The sequence below is a fragment of the Actinomyces acetigenes genome (assembly GCF_031296635.1).
Lineage (GTDB): Bacteria > Actinomycetota > Actinomycetes > Actinomycetales > Actinomycetaceae > Actinomyces > Actinomyces acetigenes.
Genome location: NZ_JASPFC010000005.1, coordinates 34,144 through 54,585 on the forward strand (window position 1 = coordinate 34,144; position 20,442 = coordinate 54,585).

A 20,442-nucleotide genomic window follows, 5' to 3' on the forward strand; every position below is an offset into this window, starting at 1 on the left:
AAGGCGCCCGAACCCGGCGCGGGCGGGAACATCGACAATCCAGAAGGTGTTGGCAGGAGTGCCCAGGACGCTAACCGCTGTTCCCGGGCACTCACCCGGACGAATCCTGATAAAACGCCGAATCGCGTCACTGAGCCGAGGTCACTCGACATTGCTCGACCAGGAAGCGACTCAGACGGGATCGCACCGGGCGCTGAACCCAGACCATGCTGAGACCATTGCACGACACGGACACGCCCTCCCCGGCGCCGTCGGTCTCGTTCGCCCGTCAGGGCGGGCGAGCGCACCAACGGACCGATGCTGCGGGAGGATGAATCAGACCAGACAGGAGGAGACGGGCTTGTGAGACCACTGTTCACCATCCAGCACCCCGCGGATCAGCCGATCTCCCCGAGGGTCCTCATCCACCACTTCGAGGGCGCCATGGACGCGGGCAACGCCGGCGCCCTGGCCGTCGACCAGCTGCTCATGACGCTTCCCAGCGAGCGTGTCGCCACCTTCGACATCGACGCCCTCGTGGACTACCGCGCCAGGCGTCCCACGATGACCTTCGTCCACAACAACTACTCCTCAGTCATCATGCCCGAGCTGGTCCTGGACCTCCTCCATGACGACGACGGCGAGGACGTCCTCCTGCTCCACGGCAGCGAGCCGGACTACCGCTGGGACGAGTTCGTCGGAGCCGTGGCCCACCTGGCGGTCTCCATGGGCGTGAGCCAGGCCGTCGGCATGAGTGGCATCCCCATGGCCGTACCCCACACGCGCCCGACCTACGTCCACCACCACGGCAGCCAGCCCGACCTGCTGCCCAACCAGCCCGAGCTCTTCGGGCACGTTGAGCTGCCCGGGTCGATGTCGGCCTACCTCGAGCTGCGTCTGGGTGAGCTGGGCCTGGACTCCCGGGGAGTCTCGGCCGCGATCCCGCACTACGTGGCCCGCGACGAGTTCCCGCAGGGAGCCTCGGCGCTGCTGACCGCCATCGTGCAGGCCACCGGCCTGGCACTGCCGGTGGGGGACCTCGAGGCCGCCGCCAGCATCAACCGCGCCGAGATCAACGCCGAGGCCGCCCAGCAGCCGGAGGTCAGCGCCGTCGTCTCCGCCCTGGAGGCCCAGTACGACGCCATGGCCCCCAGGATCGCCATCGATGAGGTCGACACGTCCGCGCCGATCCTCAACCTGCCCAGCGCCGAGGAGATCGGTGCCCGCCTGGAGGCCTTCCTGGAGGCCAACGACTCCGGGGACCTGGGGCCCCAGGGCTGGAACCCCGGCCACGGGGGCTGAACGGCACTGGGCGGTGCTGGGAGGCCCCGAGCCGGCTTCGCCGGTCAGCCGTCTCATACGCCTCATACGGGGGCTAGTCGCCCTTGGGTCGCGGAACCGCTGCGTCGTCGAGCGACCAGGTGCGCACCGGCAGCGGCAGACGGCGCACCGCGCGCTCGACCTCCTCGAGCTCGCCCGCCGTGAAAGAGGTCTGGCGGGCCACCAGCACCAGGTTGCCCCGACGCCGGCCACGCACCGCAGCGGGGTCGGCGACGATGACTGCGCGGGAGACGTCCCCACCCAGGGCCCTGGTGAGCGCCGCGATCTCAGCGCCGGCCCGGGCGCGCGGCATGGAGGCGGTGTTGACCAGCAGCAACCCGTCAGGCGCCAGCGCCCTCAGGCAGGAGTCGAGGAACTCCTGGCTCCTGCAGGAGGCCGGCACACTCCCGCCGTCGAACACGTCACGCACCGCAACGTCCCACTGGCCGGGCCGCAACCCTGTGACCACCTTGGCGGCGTCACCGACCCGGATTCTCAGCCTGGGGGATCGGGGCAGGTCGAACCAGGTCCGCACCTGGCTCGCGAGAATCTCATCGATCTCGACGGCGACCTGCTGGGAGCCGGGGCGGGTCACGTCCCACGCCCTGGCCAGGGCGCAGCCCGCCCCGCCCAGGTGGAGCGCCCTGAGGGGGCCGCCCTCGCCGCGCAGCGCCGTGAGCACCGCGTCCATCTGCTGGTGGTACTCGAAGTCCAGGTGGGAGGGGTCGCGCAGGTCCAGGAAGGAGGACTCCGCGCCATCGAGCATGAGGAGGATCCCGGTGTCTCGCGCCACGAGCTCGGCCGTGGCCAAGGAGGTGCGCACCGGGCCCTGGGGCAGGCCGGTCAGCGCCGGGGCCCCGGAGGTCCTGCGTCTACGTGTCACAGCCCCACGGTAGCCTGAGAGGAGCGCGGGCGGACTCCTCCGGTCCCGTCAGCCGGTGAACCTGCCGCGGTCGTCGAGGAGGTGGAGATGAGCAGGGCGCCCCGTTCCCAGGCCGCGCGCCGGTCCTGGGGGGACGATGACTCGGCCACCCCCATCATCCACGTCGACATGGACGCCTTCTTCGCCTCGGTCGAGCTCCTCGAGCACCCCGAGCTGGCCGGCTGCCCTGTCATCGTCGGCGGCCGAGACGGCCGGGGCGTCGTCTCGGCCGCCTCCTACGAGGCCCGAGCCTTCGGCGTCTCCTCGGCGATGTCCATGGCCGAGGCCTCCCGCCGCTGCCCCCAGGCCGTGGTCCTGCCCGTGCGCCACGGCCTCTACTCCCGGGTCTCCGCCCAGGTTATGGCCGTCCTGGCGGAGGTCACCCCCGTCCTGGAGAAGGTGAGCATCGACGAGGCCTTTCTGGACGTGACCGGGGCCAGGCGCCGCATGGGCTCCCCGGTGACCATCGGCCGCTGGATCCGCGCCGAGATACGCCGGCGAGTGGGCGTTCCGGCCTCCGTGGGCATCGCCTCCACCAAGTTCATCGCCAAGCTCGCCTCCTCCCACGCCAAGCCGGACGGACTGCTCCTGGTGCCGGCCGCCTCCACGCAGGACTTCCTCAACGTGCTGCCGGTCGGAGCGCTGTGGGGCGTGGGCACCCGGACCCAGGAGATCTTGGCCAGGTGGGGGATCCAGGACGTGCGCACCTTGGCAGGCACCGACGTGCGCCGCCTGGAGAAGATCCTCGGCCGGGCCGCAGGACACCACCTGCACGAGCTCTCCCACGGCGTCGACCCCCGCCGGGTGGAGCCGGTGCGCGAGGAGAAGTCGGTGGGCACCGAGACCACCTTCTTCGAGACCCTCACCGAGCGGGAGCACGCTCGGCGGGTCCTGCTGGACCAGACCCACCAGTGCGCCGCCCGCCTGCGCGCGGCGGACCTGCGCTGCCGTGTCGCCGTCCTCAAGGCCCGAGGGGCCGACTTCACCACCGTCACCCGCTCACGCACCCTGGCCACTCCCACCGACCTCGCCCAGGACATCTGGGAGACCGTCTCCTTGCTCTACTCCGCCCTGCCCACGCCGCCCGGCGGTTTTCGCCTCCTGGGGGTACGGGTCGAGGGGCTGCTGCGCCCCGACGACGGTGTGCAGCTCCTCCTGGACGAGGACCCGCGGCGCGGCGCCTCCGAGCGGGCCGCCGACGCCGTGCGCCGCAGGTGGGGCGCCGACGCGCTGGCCCCGGCCAGTCTTCTGCCAGAAGACGGCACCACCAAGGCGCCGCTCGGCCAGCAGGGGCGACGCGGGCGAGGTCCTCGTCGATCCGAGCAGGAGAGCCGACCTGCGTCCCGGCCAACCTCCACGGAGAGTTTCTCCTGAGCCGTCACAGCGCTTATCCTGGCAACTACGGCGCAGATCCCCGGCCCCGCCCGGAAGCAAGGAGCATGATGGCACTGTCAGAGCGAGAACAGCAGGTCCTGCGAGACCTGGAATCGCAGCTCCATGAGGATGACCCCGAGCTGGCTCAGACCTTCCAGCGTCAGGAGCGTCGGCTCTCACGGCCCTCGCCCCGCCACATCGGTGGCGGTGTGGCCCTGGTCCTGGTCGGCCTGGCGCTTCTCATCGCAGGGGTCTCAGTGCCCCACAACCTCCTGTCCATCCTGCTGGGGGTCGCGGGCTTCCTCGTGGCCGTCGGCGGGGTGGCACTGGCACTGACCCGGGTCGAGAGCACGACGAGCCCACGTCAGTCCGCGGCAGGTCGAGACAAGCCCGCCAAGGGTGCCAACGGCGGGAAGAGGCGTTCCTCCTTCATGGACCGCCAGTCAGAGCGCTGGGATCGCAGGCGCGACTCAGAGGACTGACCAGTTCACACCAGCCCCCTCCTCCCTCTCAGCTCCACCCGCATCCCCGCGCCCCTCAGGCCGCGTCAACGCACGCCGATCCCCATCTCCCTCCACCACCCCCACTTCCCTCCACCACCCCACTTCCCTCCCACCGGCACTGCCTCACAGGTCCTGTCTCCAACGCTCATCCGTTCGAGACAGGACCTGAGCGTCTGGAGGGGCCGATCAGCCCCCGGCGGACCTCGCGAGGTCGGGACAGAATCCTGAGAATCTCAAGGAACTCATCGGATTCGAAAGAGTTGTCTCAAGAGCGGCGCGGCTCTGCTCCTACCTCTGCGCAGAGGCTCTGAGTCCCACCCGAACTCTGCATGCAGGCCGAGTGGACTCTGCTTTTTTCCTGGATATCCACCACGCCGAGGAAGGTGGTGGTGAAGGCCTCCCTCCACTCGCCCTCCACCTCCCTCCACTCCGTGTGAGGAGGCAGTGAACTTCGGTTATTCCAACGAAAAGTGAGAGGCCTGGATGGGTGCTTCGTCGTCGGCGATATGCGGTTGTGATGCTCTCGAGGAGGAGGGGTGGGAGAAAAGGGAGGGAAGTGGAGTAAGGTGGGGCGCACGGGGTCGTCGAGGGGAAGGAGGTGGCTCATGTTCCTGGGGACGCATGCACCCAAGCTGGACGAGAAGGGCCGTCTCATCCTCCCGGCGAAGTTCCGTGAAGAGCTTGCGGGCGGTGTGGTCCTGACCCGAGGTCAGGAGCACTGCCTGTACGCCTTCACCGCCGCCGAGTTCGAGCGCATGTACGCCCAGCTGCGTGAGGCCCCCCTCGCTCAGAAGCAGGCGCGTGACTACGTGCGCGTCATGCTCTCGGGGGCGGACTCGCAGATCCCGGACAAGCAGGGGCGTATCACGCTGCCGGCGCCACTGAGGGCCTACGCGGGCCTGAAGAAGGACCTGGCGGTGATCGGAGCCGGCGCCCGGGTGGAGATCTGGGACTCCGAGTCCTGGAGCACCTACCTGGCCGCCCAGGAACAGGTCTTCGCCGACACGGCCGAGGAGATCATTCCCGGCTTCTTCTGACCCCGCGACCTTGTCGACAACTGAACAACACCCGACGGACCGCACGCAGACGCCAACAGAGCTCTGGTGAACCATCTCGTGAGGTCTCCGCCCGATGTCGAGTCCGACGCCTCTTCCCCGGCGCCGGAACCACGGGAGGAGTCCTGGCGAGGTGGCCGCCTCCCGGTCTGTCGGGGGAGCGTCAGATATCGAAGACCTATCAGCAACTGAGTGCCAGTCGGGTACCCGGTCCAGCACCAGAAAGGAGTACGCCTCATGACCAGCTCACAGGCGCAGGCATCCGCTGCCGACGCCGTTGGCCGGCACGAGCCGGTGCTCCTTGAGCGCTGCCTGGACCTGCTCGCCCCCGCCATCGAGGGTGCTGCTGACAGTGCGTCGACGGCAGGCCCGGCCCAGCCAGTCATGATCGACTGCACCCTGGGCATGGGGGGCCACACCGAGGCCGCGCTCGAGCGCTTCCCGTCCCTGAAGGTCGTGGGCATCGACCGCGACCCTGAGGCGATCGCGCTGGCCTCGGCGCGCCTGGCCCGCTTCGGGGACCGTTTCATCGCGGTTCAGACGACCTACGACGCCGTCAGCCGGGTGGCTCGTGAGCACTCCGCTCGTGCTGAGGGAACCGTGGACGCCGTCCTCATGGATCTGGGGGTCTCCTCCCTCCAACTCGACGAGGCCTCGCGGGGCTTCTCCTATGCCCGCCCGGCACCTCTCGATATGCGCATGGACCAGGGCTCGGGAATGACCGCCCAGGACTTGCTGGAGACTGCCGACGCCGTCGAGCTCACCCGCATCCTGCGCACCTACGGCGAGGAGCGCTTCGCCTCGCGCATCGCCGCCGCCATCGTGCGTCGCCGCGAGTCCGGGCAGCCGGTGGCCAGCACCCAGGAGCTGGCCGAGCTCGTCCGTCAGTCCGTGCCCGCAGCGGCTCGGCGTAGCGGCGGGCACCCGGCCAAACGGACCTTCCAGGCGCTGCGCATCGCCGTCAACGCCGAGCTCGACGTCCTGGAGCGGGCCGTGCCCCGGGCTCTCAACAGCCTGCGCGTGGGAGGACGCCTCGTGGTGGAGTCCTACCAGTCCCTGGAGGACCGCATCGTCAAGCGGGCGCTGGCCCACGGAGCCACCTCCCGGGCGCCCCAGGACCTGCCGGTCGTCCCCGAGGCGGACCGTCCCTACCTGGAGCTGATCACCAACGGCGCGGAGAAGGCCGATGCCCGCGAGCTCGACCACAACCCCCGCTCAGCACCAGTGCGACTGCGGGCAGCCGCCCGCCTGCGTCCTGCCGACCAGGCTCCTTCGCCGCAGGCGCCTGCGCCCGCCGGCGGTCGGGGACGGGACCCCGGGCACCGGAGCGGTCAACGCACCACGCGCCGACGCCACCACAGCTAGGCGGCCCCGCCGCTCCAGATACCCGCGGACCGCCCCAGGCGGTCAACGATCCCACTGCACCATCGTCCATCCACACCAGTCCAGCTACGCCACAGGGAAGGCACATTGATGAGCGCCACTGCTACTGCTCGAGTCACCCGCCCGATCGCGACGCGGCGCACCGCCCAGGCAAGTGGTTCCACCAGCACCCAGGGGCGCACGGAGGCGGGCTCGGTCAAGCGACCCCAGCTGCGCGTCGTCAGCGGTGCCTCCCGGGCCACCTCATCATCCCTCCCCTTCCTGACCGTCATCATCCTCGTGCTGGCCGGGGCCCTCGTCACCTCGATGCTCCTCAACGCCAAGATGGCTGACACCGCCTACCGGATGAAGGAGAAGCAGATCGAGCTCAATGTCGCCGAGGACCACGTCGAGACGCTGCGCACCCAGGTGCAGGAGGCCTCGGCGCCCGACGCGCTGGCCAGCCGCGCCAAGGACCTCGGGATGGTTCCCGCCGCCGCCCCCGGCGTCGTCGACGTCAACAAGGGGCAGCTCACCGAGGGGACCCCCGCCCACGCCGCCAAGAGCGGGAAGTAGGCGCCTGTGAATCCCTCGCGTCGTCAGGCGCTCCAGCTCGGGGGGCTGCTCGTGTTCACCGCACTGGCCGGGCGCACCGTCTACGTCCAGGCGGTCGAGGGGCCGGAGCTGGCCCAGAAGGCGAAGGCCGAGCGCACGGTCACCTGGGTCAACCGAGCCCCCCGCGGCGACATCACCGGACGCGACGGCACCGTCCTGGCCTCCTCTGCGGTCAGCTACGACGTCGGCGTCAACCAGTCCGCCATCGCCCAGTACGAGCGCACCGAGATGCGACTCAACGAGTCCACCGGCGTCAATGAGAAGGTCGTCGTCGACTACGGGGCGACTGCGGTCGCGGCCCAGCTCGCCCCGATCCTCGACGTCGATCCCCTCGAGCTCGGAGCCAAGCTCGTGGGAAACCGGAGCTACGAGGTCATCGCCCAGGAGGTCTCTCCCGACACCTGGCGCAAGATCAAGGCTCTGGACATCCCCGGGGTCGAGCCCGACCAGCGCACCCGACGCACCTACCCGGCCGGGACCGTGGCCGGCAACGTCCTGGGCTTCACCCACGAGGGCGAGCACAACCGCGAGCTCATCGGGGCAGCCGGGCTGGAGCTGACTCAGAACAAGCTCCTGACGGGAACCGACGGCAAGGGCAGCGAGGAGGTCGGGCGCAGCGGCGTCATCATCCCCACCGGTGAGCAGGAGGACGAACCGGCCAGGCCCGGTGTCACGGTGCGCACCACCCTCAACCCCGACCTGCAGTCCATTGCCCAGGAGACCATCGACAAAACGGTTGCCGCACAGCACGCGGACTGGGGCATCGTCATGGCCATGGAACCAGCCACCGGCAAGGTCGTGGTCCTGGCCGACTCCAACTCGGTCGACCCCTCCGATCCCTCGGCCACATCCGAGGAGAACCGCACCGCCCGCAGCGTTCAAGCCGTCTTCGAGCCCGGAAGCGTCGGAAAGGTCGTCACCTTCGCCGCCGCTCTGGAGGAGGGGGCCGTCAAGCCCGAGGACACCTGGACCATCCCCTACACCTGGACCTCGGCCAACGGACAGACCTTCAAGGACTCCCACGAGCACGAGACCCAGACCATGACCACCGCCGGGGTCCTGGCGGAGTCCTCCAACGTCGGCACCGTGCAGATCGGCGAGAAGCTCGCCGACGACGTCCGCTACAAGTACATGAAGCGCTTCGGCTGGGGACAGGCCACGGGCGTCGAGATGCCGGCGGAGTCCGACGGCATCCTCTACCCGCCCAGCTCCTGGGACGATCGCACCCGCTACACCACCATGTTCGGGCAGGGCGTGGCCTGCACCACTCTCCAGTCCCTCCAGGTACTGGCCGCCGTGGCCAACAAGGGCGTGCGCGTGGCCCCGCGCGTCATCGACGCCTGGATCGACGCCGACGGCAAGCAGACCCCCCAGAAGCGCCCCGAGGGGGTGCGCGTCATCTCCGAGGCGACGGCCAAGACCCTCACCGAGATGCTCATCGGCGTCACCCAGGAGGGCGGCACCGCCGAGTCCGCCTCCATCAACGGCTACCTGGTGGCCGGCAAGACCGGAACCACAGAGATCCTCACCGACGACTCCACCGTGGCCTCCTTCGTCGGCTTCCTGCCGGCCCGCGACCCGGTGCTGGCCATCGCGGTCATCGTCAACCGGCCCGAGGGAATCTATGGAGGCACCGTTGCCGCCCCCGTCTTCCGGGAGGTGGCGCTGGCCGCCATGCAGGCGCTCAACATCGCCCCGGACCCGAGCGTCGTGGCGGCCCGGGCCGCTCGCAACGGCGCCGGGGGAGAGCGGGACGCGAACCAGTGAGGTGGCCTATGAGGTAGACAGCGTGACCACCAGCACCTCGGCGAAGTGAGCCGGAGGGGCTCTTGTGGAACATCGACAGTGGAAGGTCGCGATAGATTGAGGAACTATGAGCAACCACGCCTACGAGTCGGCCGCCGCCCTACGGCCGAGCTCTAATGGTCCCGTCCCCATCAGCACCTTGAGCGAGCGCTTCTCCCTGGCTCCCGCCTCAGCTGAAGATGCCGCCGCCCTCAATGACCTGAGCATCCTGGGGGTCAGTGTCGACTCCGGCGACACCGCACCGGGAGAGCTCTTCGTGGGACTGCCCGGTTTCACCGTCCACGGCGCCCGCTTCGCCGCCGAGGCGGCCGCCTCCGGTGCCGTTGCCGTCCTGACCGATGCCGACGGCGCCCAGATCGTCCACGAGTCCGCTCCCGGAACCCCGGTCCTCGTGCACGACGACCCCCGTGCCGTCGTCGGCCCTCTGAGCGCCGAGGCCTACCACCACCCGGCACGCGGACTGATTACCACCGCTGTCACCGGCACCAACGGCAAGACGACCACCGCCTACTTCCTCGACGCCATCCTGTCCGCCCACGTCGGCGCCTGCATGGTGGCCGGAACCGTCGAGCTGCGCGTGGGGGAGCGCTCCGTGGAGTCCCCGCGCACCACCGTCGAGGCCCCCGTCCTGCAGCGGATGATGGCCCTGGCCGTGGAGGACGGGGTCGGCGCCGCCTCCCTGGAGGCCTCCAGCCACGCCATCGTCCTGCACCGGCTCGATGGGTTCGTCGTCGACGTCGCCGGCTTCACCAACCTTCAGCGCGACCACCTCGACTTCCACAAGACCATGGAGGGCTACCTGGAGGCCAAGGCACAGCTGTTCACCCCCGAGCACGCCCGCCGCGGCGTGGTCTGCGTCGACGACCAGTGGGGCGCGGCCCTGGCCGCTAAGGCCCCCATTGAGATCGACCGCGTGCGCGCCTACCCCGGGGACACTCCCGCCGACTGGTGGGTCGGTGACGCCGCCGTCTCCCTGACCGACTCCGCCACCACCTTCACTCTCCACGGGCCCGACGGCGAGCACATCGAGGCCTCCTGCCCCCTGCCCGGACTCGTCAACGTCCAGAACGCCGCCCTGGCCCTGGTCATGGCCATCCGTGCGGGGGTACCCGCCGCCACGGCCACAGCCGCCCTGGCCGGTGCCCACAACATCCCCGGCCGGATGCAGCGCATCAGCCAGCGCGACGGCCGACGCGGCCTGTGCATCGTCGACTTCGCCCACACCCCCGACGCCATGGAGCTGGCCCTCAAGGCCGTGCGCCCCATCACCCCGGGGCGCCTCATCGTGGTCTTCGGCTCCGACGGCGACCGCGACCAGGGCAAACGGCCCATGCTGGGTGAGGTGTGCGCTCGCCTGGCGGACGTACTGGTCGTCACCGACGAGAACCCCCGCAGCGAGGACCCCCAGCTCATCCGCAACGCCATCCTCGACGGGGTGCGCGGCGTGCGCCCCGACCTGAAGGACGTCGAGGAGATCACCACCTGGCGCGGCGACGCCGTGCGCCGGGGGGTCGAGCTGTGCGGACCCAACGACACCGTCATCGTCACCGGGAAGGGGCACGAGCCCTTCCTGGAGATGGCTGGGGAGTTCATCCGCTACAACGACGCGCCCGTGATGGCCGAGGCCGTCGAGAAGAAATGGGGACGGGCATGAGGCTCAGCCTGAGTCAGATCGCAGCCGCCGTCGGCGGCAGGCTCATCGGCCCGGACGCGCCCGTGACCGGACCGGTCGTCACCGACTCGCGCCAGGCCGCCGAGGGCTCACTGTTCATCGCCGTTCACGGTGAGCGCACCGACGGCCACGCCCACCTGGGATCGGCCGGGGCCCTGGGTGCCGTCGGAGCCATCGTCTCCGACCTGGAGGCCGCCCGCAGCGGGCTGTCCCAGGGGCAGGCCGAGACGCCGACCATGGGTCTCGTCCTCGTGGAGGACACCGTGACGGCCCTCGGCGCACTGGCCCGCACCCACCTGGAGGGGCTGCGCCGGAGCGCAGCCGAGCGCGGTGAGCGTCTCACCGTGGTGGCGATGACCGGCTCGGTGGGCAAGACCACCACCAAGGACCTCACCCGTCAGCTCCTGGCCGCCTCCGGACCCACGGTGGCGCCCCGGGCCAGCTTCAACAACGAGATCGGTCTGCCGCTGACCGTGCTGGAGGCCGACGAGTCCACCCGCTACCTCGTCCTGGAGATGGGGGCATCCGGACCCGGGCACATCGCCTACCTCACCGACATCGCCCCCCTGGACGCGGCCGGGGTCCTCATGATCGGGCACGCCCACATGGGCGGTTTCGGCTCCATCGAGGGCGTCGCCGCGGCCAAGGCCGAGATCATCGCCGGCCTGCTGCCTGAAGGGACCGCCGTCCTCAACGCCGACGACGCCCGCGCCGCCGCCATGGCCGAGCTCGCGCCGGCACGCGTCCTCACCTTCTCCGCTCAAGGGCGACAGGCCGACTTGAGGGCTGAGAACGTGAACCTGGACGCGGCCGCCCGAGCAGCCTTCGACCTCCACCTGCCCGGGCTCGCCGAGCCCCGACGCGTCCAGCTGGCCGTCGCCGGTGCTCACAACGTGTCCAACGCCCTGGCCGCCGCCGGCCTGGCCCTGGCCGCAGGACTGGACCCCGAGCTCGTTGCCGACAGGCTCGGCTCGGTGAGCATTGAGAGCCCCCACCGCATGGATGTGTCGGAGCTCGGTGGGGATCTTCTCCTTATCGACGACTCCTACAACGCCAACATCGACTCCATGACGGCGGCGCTGGCCGTGCTGCCGGCTCTGGCCGGGGGGCGACGGCGCGTCGTCGTGATTTCCGAGATGCTCGAGCTGGGGGAGTCCTCGGCGGCCGATCACGCGCGCACCGGAGAGCTAGCGGCCCAGGCCGGAGCCGCTATGCTCATTGGTATCGGCTCCACCCAGGAGGCACTCGAGGCGGCCAGGGCGCGAGGGGTCGAGGTGGTCGGCTTCGATGATGCCGCGACCGCCATCTCCCAGATCGACGCCCTGCTGTGCGACGGCGACGCCGTCCTGGTCAAGGGCTCCAACGGTTCGGGCGCCTGGCGCCTGGCCGACCACCTCAAGGAGGTTCGTCCCCGATGACCGCCATCCTCATCTCCGGCGTGGTCGGACTGGTGGGCACCCTGCTGGGGACCCCCCTGCTCATCCGCTACCTCCACGCCAAGGAGTACGGACAGTTCATCCGCCAGGACGGGCCCCAGGGACACTTCACCAAGCGCGGCACGCCGACCATGGGCGGCCTCGTCATCATCATCTCCACCGTCCTGGGCTACACCCTGGCCAATCTCACCCAGCTGCGCACACCGCGCGCCTCCGGGGTCCTGCTGCTCTTCCTCGTCGTCGGACTCGGGCTCATCGGATTCCTGGACGACTTCGAGAAGATCTCCAAGCAGCGCTCCCTGGGGCTGAGGGCGTGGCAGAAGATCGTGGGGCAGGCGATCATCGGCGTCGGATTCTCGGTGGCGGCCCTGCACTTCGCGGACCGCAACGGACTCACCCCCGCCTCCACCCGGATCTCCTTCGCCCGGGACTCGGCGATCAACCTGGCCTTCGCCGGCAGCGTCGTCGGGCTCATCCTGTTCATCCTGTGGGCCAACTTCCTCATCACCGCCTGGTCCAACGCCGTCAACCTCACCGACGGACTCGACGGACTGGCCGCCGGCGCCTCGGCCATGGTCTTCGGCGCCTACACGCTCATCGGTGTGTGGCAGACCAACCAGTCCTGCAACTACGGTCACGAGACCATGGTCCCCACCACCTGCTACCAGGTCAGGGACCCGCGAGACCTGGCCATGATCGCCGCCGCCCTCATGGGGGCCTGCTTCGGCTTCCTGTGGTGGAACGCCTCACCGGCCAAGATCTTCATGGGCGACACCGGGTCCTTGGCCCTGGGCGGGGCCGTCGCAGGACTGTCGATCCTGACCCGCACCGAGTTCCTCGCCGTCATCCTGGGCGGACTCTTCCTGGCCGAGGTCATGAGCGACATCATCCAGATCGTCTCATTCAAGTCAACAGGCCGACGCGTCTTCCGCATGGCTCCCCTGCATCACCACTTCGAACTGGGAGGATGGACCGAGGTCAATGTGGTGATCCGCTTCTGGATCATCGCCGGCCTGTGTGTCATTGCGGGACTCGGTCTCTTCTACGCCGAGTACCTGCGCCAGCTCATCTTCGGATGAACCGGGATGCTCGGGCCGCCGTGACCCGACCCCTTGAAGCAGTCTTTTCCTGCCGGCAACTCCGTCAGGAGCAGTGAGAAACCAGGAGCGTGAACCCGCACCGTGACCAGTCCGACTGAAGTCCCCGGTGAATCGCCCAGCGCCGTCACCGGCCTTGGCAGGTCCCTGAGCGACCAGCTCGACGGCGCCCATGTGGCCGTCGTCGGACTGGGGCGTACCGGGCGCGCCGTCGTCGATGCCCTGGCTACGCTGGGGGCCCGCATTCACGTCTTCGACAGCCGTGAGTCCTCCATCGAGATGCTGCACACCCCCGTGGCCTCCGCCGCGGTCGCCGACGCCGAGGCCACCGCGGCCGCCCTGGCGCAGTCCCCGGCGCGGCTCCTCATCGTCTCACCCGGGGTCCCGGCCACCGGCCCGATCCTGCGAGGCGCCGCGGCAGCGGGCATCGAGACCTGGAGCGAGGTCGAGCTGGCTTGGAGGATCCAGCAGGACTCGTCACGCCCGCACGTCCCCTGGCTGACTGTCACAGGAACGGACGGCAAGACCACCACGGTCAGCATGCTCTCGGCGATCCTGACGGCCCACGGGCTCACGGCCCCGGCTGTCGGCAACATCGGCACCCCCGTCATTGAGGCGGTGCTGGCCGGCAGCGCCGACGCCCTGGCCGTGGAGCTGTCCAGCTTCCAGCTCCACACCACCAGGACCCTGGCGCCCCTGGCCTCGGCCTGCCTCAACCTGGCCGCCGACCACCTCGACTGGCACGGAGGGCTGGAGGCCTACGCCCAGGACAAGGCCCGCGTCTACCGCCGCACCCGGCTCGCCGCCATCTACAACCTCGCTGACGCCGCCACCGAGGACATGGTCCGCCAGGCCGACGTCGTCGAGGGCTGCCGAGCCATCGGCTTCACCCTGGCTGCGCCGGGGCTGGGGCAGGTCGGCATGGTCGAGGACCTGCTGGTCGACCGCGCCTTCCACGCCGAGCGACGTTCCAGTGGTGTCGAGCTGGCCACCACCGCCGACCTGGCTCACCTGGCTCCTGGGCGGCGCGCCCAGAACCTGCCCGCGCACCTGTTGGCCGACGCCTTGGCGGCCGCCGCGCTGGCCCGCGCAGCCGGAGTCGATCCGGAGGCGGTCGCCTCCGGGCTGCGCGCCTATAGCCCCGGGGCCCACCGGATCGTCACCGTCGCCGAGGCGGATGGTGTCACCTGGGTCGACGACTCCAAGGCCACCAACCCGCACTCCGCCGAGGCCGCACTGACCTCCCTGCCGCGGGGGACCGGCGTGTGGATCTGCGGCGGCGACACCAAGGGCGCCCAGTTCTTCGACCTGGTCCGCACGGTGCGCCCCCACCTGCGCGGCGCAGTCGTCATCGGCAAGGACCAGAACGACATTCTGGCGGCCCTGGAGCGGGAGGCCCCCGGCCTTGCCCTCACCCGCGTCAGTGACGGCAGCGCCGAGCAGGTGAGCGCCGCAGCGGTGGAGGCCGCCGGCGCCATGGCCCGCAGCGGCGACACCGTCATACTGGCCCCGGCTTGCGCCTCCTGGGACCAGTTCACGTCCTACGCCCAGCGCGGCGACCTGTTCGCCGCCTGCGCCCGGGCCTACACCCAAGACGATGGCGCCCGGGACACGGACGCCTCCGGCGACCGGGAGCAGCTGTGAAGACCGGGTCCACCTCGGCCACCGCTGCCCGCTCGTCGAGCCCCTCCTCGTCAGGATCCTCGCGGGCATCCGGAGGTCCGTCACGGGGGACCGGTGCCGACCACAAGCCGGAGCGGACCGCCCCCCGCAGGGGCGCGGCCACCTCGTCCAGGCCGTCCAGGCCGACCGGGAAGCCCTCCGGCTCCCGGCCCACGGGAGCCGGAGGCCACCTGGGTGGCGCCTGGCGCAAGCGCCTGGCGCGCTGGGGCGAGCGGCTTTCGAGACCCTGGGACGGCGGGGCCCCCCAGCCCGATGGCGTCCCCGAGGATCGTCGTCGGCGTCCCTCCGGCGGGCCGGACTCCACCCAGGGCTCCGAGCAGGTGACCCTGACCTACTACTGCCTGCTCGTGTCCACCCTGGTGCTGGAGACCTTCGGACTCATCATGGTCTTCTCCGTGCAGTCAGTGACCGTTGCCGCCACCGGCGGCAACGCCTTCACCGACTTCGCCAAGTACCTCATCTTCGCCGCGGTGGGGACACTGGGCATGGTGGGCGTCTCCCGCATCCCGCTGTCCTGGTTCCCGCGGATGGCGTGGGTGCTCCTGGCGCTGACGATCGCCATGCAGTGCCTGGTGTTCACACCCGTGGGCGTCAACGTCTACGGCAACCGCAACTGGATCCAGGTCCCAGGGGTCGGCACCGCCCAGCCCTCGGAGTTCATCAAGGTGGCCCTCGCCCTGGTCCTGGGCACCCTGGTGACCTGGTACGCGGACAGGCGCCCTCGGGACCGGGTGTGGGCGGCGGGCTGGGGCGGTGTCGGCGCCGCGATCCTGAGCGTCCTAGGCGGACAGGATCTGGGAACCGTCATCATCCTGGTGATCATCGTCGCCGGTGCCCTGTGGGTGGGGGGAATGCGCAAGCGCTGGTTCGCCCTCCTGGGTGTCGGCGGCATCGCCATGTTCGCGGCCGCCTCCATGCTCAGCGCCAACCGGCGCGCCCGGATCACCGCCTGGATCCATCCCGAGGGCGCCGACCCCATGGGCGTGGGCTACCAGCCCAAGCACGGGATGTGGGCGCTGGGGACCGGGGGCTGGCTCGGTGTGGGGCCGGGATCCTCGCGCCAGAAGTGGGGCTACCTCACCCAGGCGGACTCCGACTACATCTTCGCCGTGCTCGGTGAGGAATTCGGGCTGGTGGGCACGCTCGTCGTCATCGCCCTGTTCGCCGGCATCGGAGCCTGCTGCCTGCGGCTCATGAGACGCCACACCTCCCTGTACGTCGTGGCCACAACCTCGGCCATCGGTGCGTGGATCGTGGGGCAGGCGATCATCAACATGGGGGTCGTCACCGGTGCGCTGCCGGTGCTGGGCGTCCCCCTTCCCCTCGTCAGCCGTGGAGGCACCGCACTGGTGTCGGTCCTCCTAGCCATCGGGGTGCTTCTCGCCTTCGCACGCCATGAACCTGGTGCGCAGGAGGCCCTGTCCACGAGTCCCGGGGCGCTGCGTCGTTCCCTGGCAGTTATTGTCCCAAGGAGGAACCGTGCCCGAGACAAGTGAGAGCGCAAGCTCGCCCCAGCAGGAACGTCCCAGCGGCTCGGAGCGGCCCCGGCCATTGCGGGTACTGCTGGCCGGTGGAGGCACCGCCGGCCACGTCAACCCGTTGCTGGCCACGGCCGCGGCCCTGCGTGACCCGGCCCTGGGCGGTGACCCTGACACGCAGATCCTCGTCCTGGGGACCGCCGAGGGACTGGAGAAGCGACTGGTGCCCGAGGCCGGCTTCGAGCTGGCCCTCGTCCCCAGAGTCCCTCTGCCGCGGCGCCCCAGCGGTGACCTGCTGCGCCTGCCGCACCGGCTGGGAAAGGCGATCAGCGCGGCCACGGAGGCCATTGAGACGGTCAGTGCCGACGTCGTCGTCGGCTTCGGCGGCTACGTGTCGACCCCGGCCTACCTGGCCGCCAGGAAGGCCGGAGTGCCGGTCGTCATCCATGAGCAGAACGCCCGCCCGGGGCTGGCCAACCGGCTGGGGGCCTCCTGGGCACAGGCCGTCGCCCTGACCTTCGCCTCCACACGTCTCAAGGCCTCCAAAGGACGCACCGAGGTCACGGGGCTGCCGCTGCGCCCGGCCATCGCCACCCTGGTGTCGCAGCGGGCCACGAGCGAGGGGACCCACCGGGCCCGCGCCGAGGGTGCGCAGGCTCTGGGGCTCGACCCCGACCTGCCCACGCTGCTGGTGACGGGCGGATCCTTAGGGGCCCAGCACCTCAACGAGGTCCTGAGCGAGTCGCTGGGCTCCCTGCCCGCCGGACTGCAGGTGCTGCACCTGACCGGTAAGGACAAGGACGCCCCGGTGCGCGCCGCCCTCGAGGCGGCAGTGGCCTCCGGCGCAGCGGAGGACCTCTCCGAGCGGTACCACGTGCTCGACTACCTGACCACGATGGAACAGGCCTACGCCTGCGCCGACGGGGTCCTGTGCCGCTCCGGCGCCGGTACCGTCGCAGAGATCACGGCCCTGGGGCTTCCGGCACTCTACGTCCCTTTGCCGATCGGCAACGGGGAGCAGCGTCTCAACGCCGCTGACGTCCTGGCCTCCGGGGGCGGGCGCATGGTGCTCGACGCCGACCTGAAGCCCTCGGACATCCTTGACTTCGCGATGCTCATCTCCGACCCTGAGCGGCAGGCCGCCATGGCCCGGGCCGCGGCCTCCACCGGCGTCCAGGATGCGGCGGCCCGCCTGGCCGCCCTCATTCAGCAGTGCGCCTCCATCCATGACACTCCCACTGATGAGGAGAACGCGGCATGACCGCCACGACAACCCAGGACAGCTCCCACACTGCCGGCCGGCCGGCCGGCGCCGATCAGCGCACGCTGGCAGACAGGACCTTCCATCTCATTGGCATCGGGGGAGCGGGGATGAGCGTGGTCGCCCAGCTGCTCGCCGCCCGCGGTGCCCGGGTCACGGGCTCCGACGCCCACGGCGGTCCCGCCTTCGACCACCTGGCCGACCTGGGCATCACGACCCACCTGGGGCACGACGCCGCGAATGTCCCCCAGCGCAGCACGGTCGTGGTGTCCACCGCGATCAAGGAGACCAACCCCGAGCTCGCCCAGGCCCGGCGGCGGGACCAGGAGGTCATCCACCGGTCTCAGGCGCTGGCGCTGGCCGCTCAGGGCCTGGACTTCGTCGCCGTGGCGGGTGCGCACGGCAAGACCACGACCTCAGGCATGCTCGCCGAGGCCCTCACGGACGCCGGCGCCGACCCCTCCTTCGCCATCGGCGGAGTCGTGCGGGCGCTGGGCACCGGGGCCCACCTGGGCCGCGGTCCCGTCCTGGTCGCCGAGGCCGATGAGTCCGACCGCTCCTTCCTCAACTACTCCCCACGCGTGGAGATCGTCACCAACGTCGAGCCAGACCACCTCGACAGCTACGGCACCGCGGAGGCCTTCGAGGCGGCATTCGTCGACTTCGCTCACCGGCTGGTGCCCGGGGGCCTGCTGGTCGCCTGCGCCGCCGATGCCGGCGCACTGCGCCTGGCGCAGCGCGCTGCAGCCGATGGCCTGCGCGTCGTCACCTACTCCTTCGCAGGCCCCGAGACCCTCCCCGGCGGGGTGCTTGTGGGGGAGGGACACGTCCACCTAGACATTCGGGAACGTGGGGCCTCATCCACTCGGGGGCTGCTGACCCTCACCACGGCGACCGACCGCGAGCCCGCCGGCGGCGTGGGTGAGGAGCCGCATCACGGCCCGGTGGAGCTGGTGCTGGCCGTGCCCGGGGACCACGTGGCCCTCGACGCCGCCGGTGCCTGGGCCGCGGGCATCGAGCTCGGCGTCGAACCGGCCCGGATGGCCCGGGTAATGGGGGCCTTCGGGGGGACGGGCCGGCGCTTCGAGGACCGGGGAGAGGCCGACGGCGTGCGCGTCATCGACGACTACGCCCACCACCCCACGGAGATCGAGGCCCTGCTGCGCACGGCGCGGGGCGTGGCCCAGGAGCGCGGCGGTCGGGTCCTGGTCCTGTTCCAGCCGCACCTGTTCTCCCGCACCAGGGTCTTCGCCGACCGCTTCGGACAGGCGCTGGCCCTGGCCGACGCCGTTGTCGTCACCGATGTCTACCCCGCCAGGGAGACTCAGGCGGACTTCCCCGGTGTCACCGGGGACACGGTCGCCCAGCGGGTCCCCGGCGGCACAGCCAGGTTCGTCGCCGAGCGTCTTGAAGCCGCGCACGCGGTGGCCGACCTGGCGCGCCCCGGCGACCTGCTGCTGACAGTCGGCGCCGGAGACGTCACCGAGCTCGCTGCCACGGTACTGGCCGACTTGGCGGCCCGCGAGGGCGGTGCAGCCCCCTCGCCCGCGGACCTGGACGAGCGGGCATGAGGAAGCCCTCGGCCCCCCGTCCCGAGCGCTCCAACCGCGCTCAGGACGTCCCGGCCCGTATCCCTCCGCGCCGTTCGGGTCCCCGGCGTCCGCGTCCCACCCGCTCGGCGCAGGGACCGTCTGCGGCGAGTACCCCGACGGATCAGGGGACCGAGCAGGCCGGGCCTCCGGCCCCCGCCAACCTGCCCCGGAGCGCTTCCGCCTCCAGGGCTCCCAAGGCCCCGGGTGGAGCCGCTGGGGCGCCCTCGCGACCCAGGCGTCCGTCGACGTCGAGGGGCGCATCCAGCCCCTCGACGGTTTCGCGTCGCGGCGGCGAGGACACCAAACGCACCAGCCCCCGTCAGGAGTCCTCCAGCCCCGACGCGGCATCGAGCACCGAGCTGACCGTGTTCGGCCGTCGGCAGGTGGCTCTTTCCAGAGGAGACGACCGGGTCGTCTCCACCGGGCTGGCCGATCGTCTCAAGGAGCGTCAGGACGCCTTGCGCCGGTTGCGGCTGCGACGGGTGGTGAGGGTCTCCGTCGTGGTGCTCGCCATTGTCCTGACGGTCTGGGCCCTGACCTTCTCACCCCTCCTGGGTCTGCAGACTCAGAGGATCTCCGTGGCAGGATCGGACGGCAGCGTCTCGGATAAGCAGGTCCGCGAGGTCCTGGCCGCCTACGCGGGTGACTCGTTGCTGCGGCTAGACACCGGCCGGCTCTCCACCCAGGTCAGCGACAAGCTGGTCCGGGTGCGCCGGGCGCAGGTGACCAGGGCCTGGCCCCACGGGCTGCGGGTGCACTTGACGATGCGCGTGCCGGTGGCCACCGTGCAGGACTCGGAGGGCTACCAGGTCCTCGACAACGAGGCCGTGGTCCTCGAGCGGGTCCCCGAGCCTCCGTCGGGCCTGGTGAACATCGTGCCCGACCCCGCCGTGCAGGCATCAGGGCCACAGAGGATCTCCGCCAAGCAGGTCGCCGCCGTCACCCAGGTGGTGGGTTCCCTCACGCCTGAGACCCTGGCCCAGGTGAGCAGCGGCAGCGCCACTGAGGCGGGGCAGGTCACACTGACCTTGTCCAGCGGGGCCAGCGTGGTCTGGGGGAACAACCAGGACAACCAGCTCAAGGCGCGCGTCCTGGCGACTCTCATGACCACCACCGCGTCCATCTACGACGTCTCCTCGCCGCATCGCCCCACCACACGATCCACCGACGGAGCGACCACGACCACCGCGGCGCCGTCGCCGACGTCCTGAACGTTCTTCTGCTCGGCCGCTGCTCGACGAGCCCAGGGACGGCGGGACGCGCAGCAGCACGTGACCTCAGCCCTTC

At 70.6% G+C, this 20,442-nt stretch carries 16 protein-coding genes; 15 read left to right on the plus strand and 1 reads right to left on the minus strand.

The window, feature by feature from the left end:
- The first annotated feature begins 342 nt into the window (after positions 1 to 342).
- Positions 343 to 1,281 carry a PAC2 family protein gene (locus tag RIV14_RS02980; RefSeq protein WP_075372757.1) on the plus strand — a complete coding sequence of 313 codons (939 nt, stop codon included), beginning with the start codon at positions 343 to 345 and terminating at the stop codon, positions 1,279 to 1,281.
- Between the two features lie 73 nt (positions 1,282 to 1,354).
- Here RIV14_RS02980 and RIV14_RS02985 read toward each other — a convergent pair whose 3' ends face one another.
- Positions 1,355 to 2,182, minus strand: a complete 828-nt coding sequence (locus RIV14_RS02985; protein WP_256699308.1) for a spermidine synthase — start codon at positions 2,180 to 2,182, stop codon at positions 1,355 to 1,357.
- Between the two features lie 87 nt (positions 2,183 to 2,269).
- Between RIV14_RS02985 and dinB the strand changes: the two genes are divergently transcribed.
- The 14 genes from dinB (at position 2,270) to RIV14_RS03055 (ending at position 20,366) form a co-directional block, all read left to right on the plus strand.
- Positions 2,270 to 3,595, plus strand: coding sequence for a DNA polymerase IV (gene dinB / locus RIV14_RS02990; RefSeq protein ID WP_075372756.1), 1,326 nt, complete (start codon positions 2,270 to 2,272; stop codon positions 3,593 to 3,595).
- A 68-nt stretch (positions 3,596 to 3,663) separates the two neighbouring features.
- Positions 3,664 to 4,077 (plus strand): DUF3040 domain-containing protein, encoded by a 414-nt coding sequence (locus tag RIV14_RS02995; RefSeq protein WP_075372755.1) that lies wholly within the window; start codon positions 3,664 to 3,666, stop codon positions 4,075 to 4,077.
- Between the two features lie 626 nt (positions 4,078 to 4,703).
- Positions 4,704 to 5,135, plus strand: coding sequence for a division/cell wall cluster transcriptional repressor MraZ (gene mraZ, locus RIV14_RS03000; RefSeq protein ID WP_003786301.1), 432 nt, complete (start codon positions 4,704 to 4,706; stop codon positions 5,133 to 5,135).
- A gap of 255 nt (positions 5,136 to 5,390) precedes the next feature.
- Positions 5,391 to 6,518, plus strand: a complete 1,128-nt coding sequence (gene rsmH / locus RIV14_RS03005) for a 16S rRNA (cytosine(1402)-N(4))-methyltransferase RsmH (RefSeq protein ID WP_075372754.1) — start codon at positions 5,391 to 5,393, stop codon at positions 6,516 to 6,518.
- A 108-nt stretch (positions 6,519 to 6,626) separates the two neighbouring features.
- Positions 6,627 to 7,091 carry a cell division protein FtsL gene (gene ftsL / locus RIV14_RS03010; protein ID WP_075372753.1) on the plus strand — a complete coding sequence of 155 codons (465 nt, stop codon included), beginning with the start codon at positions 6,627 to 6,629 and terminating at the stop codon, positions 7,089 to 7,091.
- Between the two features lie 6 nt (positions 7,092 to 7,097).
- Positions 7,098 to 8,897: a peptidoglycan D,D-transpeptidase FtsI family protein gene (locus tag RIV14_RS03015; RefSeq protein WP_075372752.1), complete on the plus strand. Its 1,800-nt coding sequence runs from the start codon at positions 7,098 to 7,100 to the stop codon at positions 8,895 to 8,897.
- A 106-nt stretch (positions 8,898 to 9,003) separates the two neighbouring features.
- Positions 9,004 to 10,590, plus strand: a complete 1,587-nt coding sequence (locus RIV14_RS03020) for a UDP-N-acetylmuramoyl-L-alanyl-D-glutamate--2,6-diaminopimelate ligase (protein WP_075372751.1) — start codon at positions 9,004 to 9,006, stop codon at positions 10,588 to 10,590.
- Positions 10,575 to 12,026, plus strand: coding sequence for a UDP-N-acetylmuramoyl-tripeptide--D-alanyl-D-alanine ligase (locus RIV14_RS03025; RefSeq protein WP_075372750.1), 1,452 nt, complete (start codon positions 10,575 to 10,577; stop codon positions 12,024 to 12,026). The genes RIV14_RS03020 and RIV14_RS03025 overlap by 16 nt, the downstream gene beginning before the upstream one ends.
- Entirely contained in the window at positions 12,023 to 13,123 is a 1,101-nt protein-coding gene (gene mraY, locus RIV14_RS03030) for a phospho-N-acetylmuramoyl-pentapeptide-transferase (protein ID WP_070662174.1), read from the plus strand. The genes RIV14_RS03025 and mraY overlap by 4 nt, the downstream gene beginning before the upstream one ends.
- 102 nt (positions 13,124 to 13,225) lie before the next feature.
- A complete protein-coding gene (murD, locus tag RIV14_RS03035) occupies positions 13,226 to 14,785 on the plus strand; it encodes a UDP-N-acetylmuramoyl-L-alanine--D-glutamate ligase (protein ID WP_178387882.1) in 1,560 nt (519 codons plus the stop codon).
- A complete protein-coding gene (locus RIV14_RS03040) occupies positions 14,782 to 16,320 on the plus strand; it encodes an FtsW/RodA/SpoVE family cell cycle protein (RefSeq protein WP_075372749.1) in 1,539 nt (512 codons plus the stop codon). Before murD ends, RIV14_RS03040 begins: the two co-directional genes overlap by 4 nt.
- Positions 16,304 to 17,563, plus strand: coding sequence for an undecaprenyldiphospho-muramoylpentapeptide beta-N-acetylglucosaminyltransferase (gene murG / locus RIV14_RS03045; protein WP_075372748.1), 1,260 nt, complete (start codon positions 16,304 to 16,306; stop codon positions 17,561 to 17,563). Before RIV14_RS03040 ends, murG begins: the two co-directional genes overlap by 17 nt.
- Positions 17,560 to 19,134 carry a UDP-N-acetylmuramate--L-alanine ligase gene (murC, locus tag RIV14_RS03050; RefSeq protein ID WP_075372747.1) on the plus strand — a complete coding sequence of 525 codons (1,575 nt, stop codon included), beginning with the start codon at positions 17,560 to 17,562 and terminating at the stop codon, positions 19,132 to 19,134. Before murG ends, murC begins: the two co-directional genes overlap by 4 nt.
- Positions 19,131 to 20,366, plus strand: a complete 1,236-nt coding sequence (locus RIV14_RS03055) for a cell division protein FtsQ/DivIB (protein WP_256699307.1) — start codon at positions 19,131 to 19,133, stop codon at positions 20,364 to 20,366. The genes murC and RIV14_RS03055 overlap by 4 nt, the downstream gene beginning before the upstream one ends.
- Positions 20,367 to 20,442 lie beyond the last annotated feature (76 nt).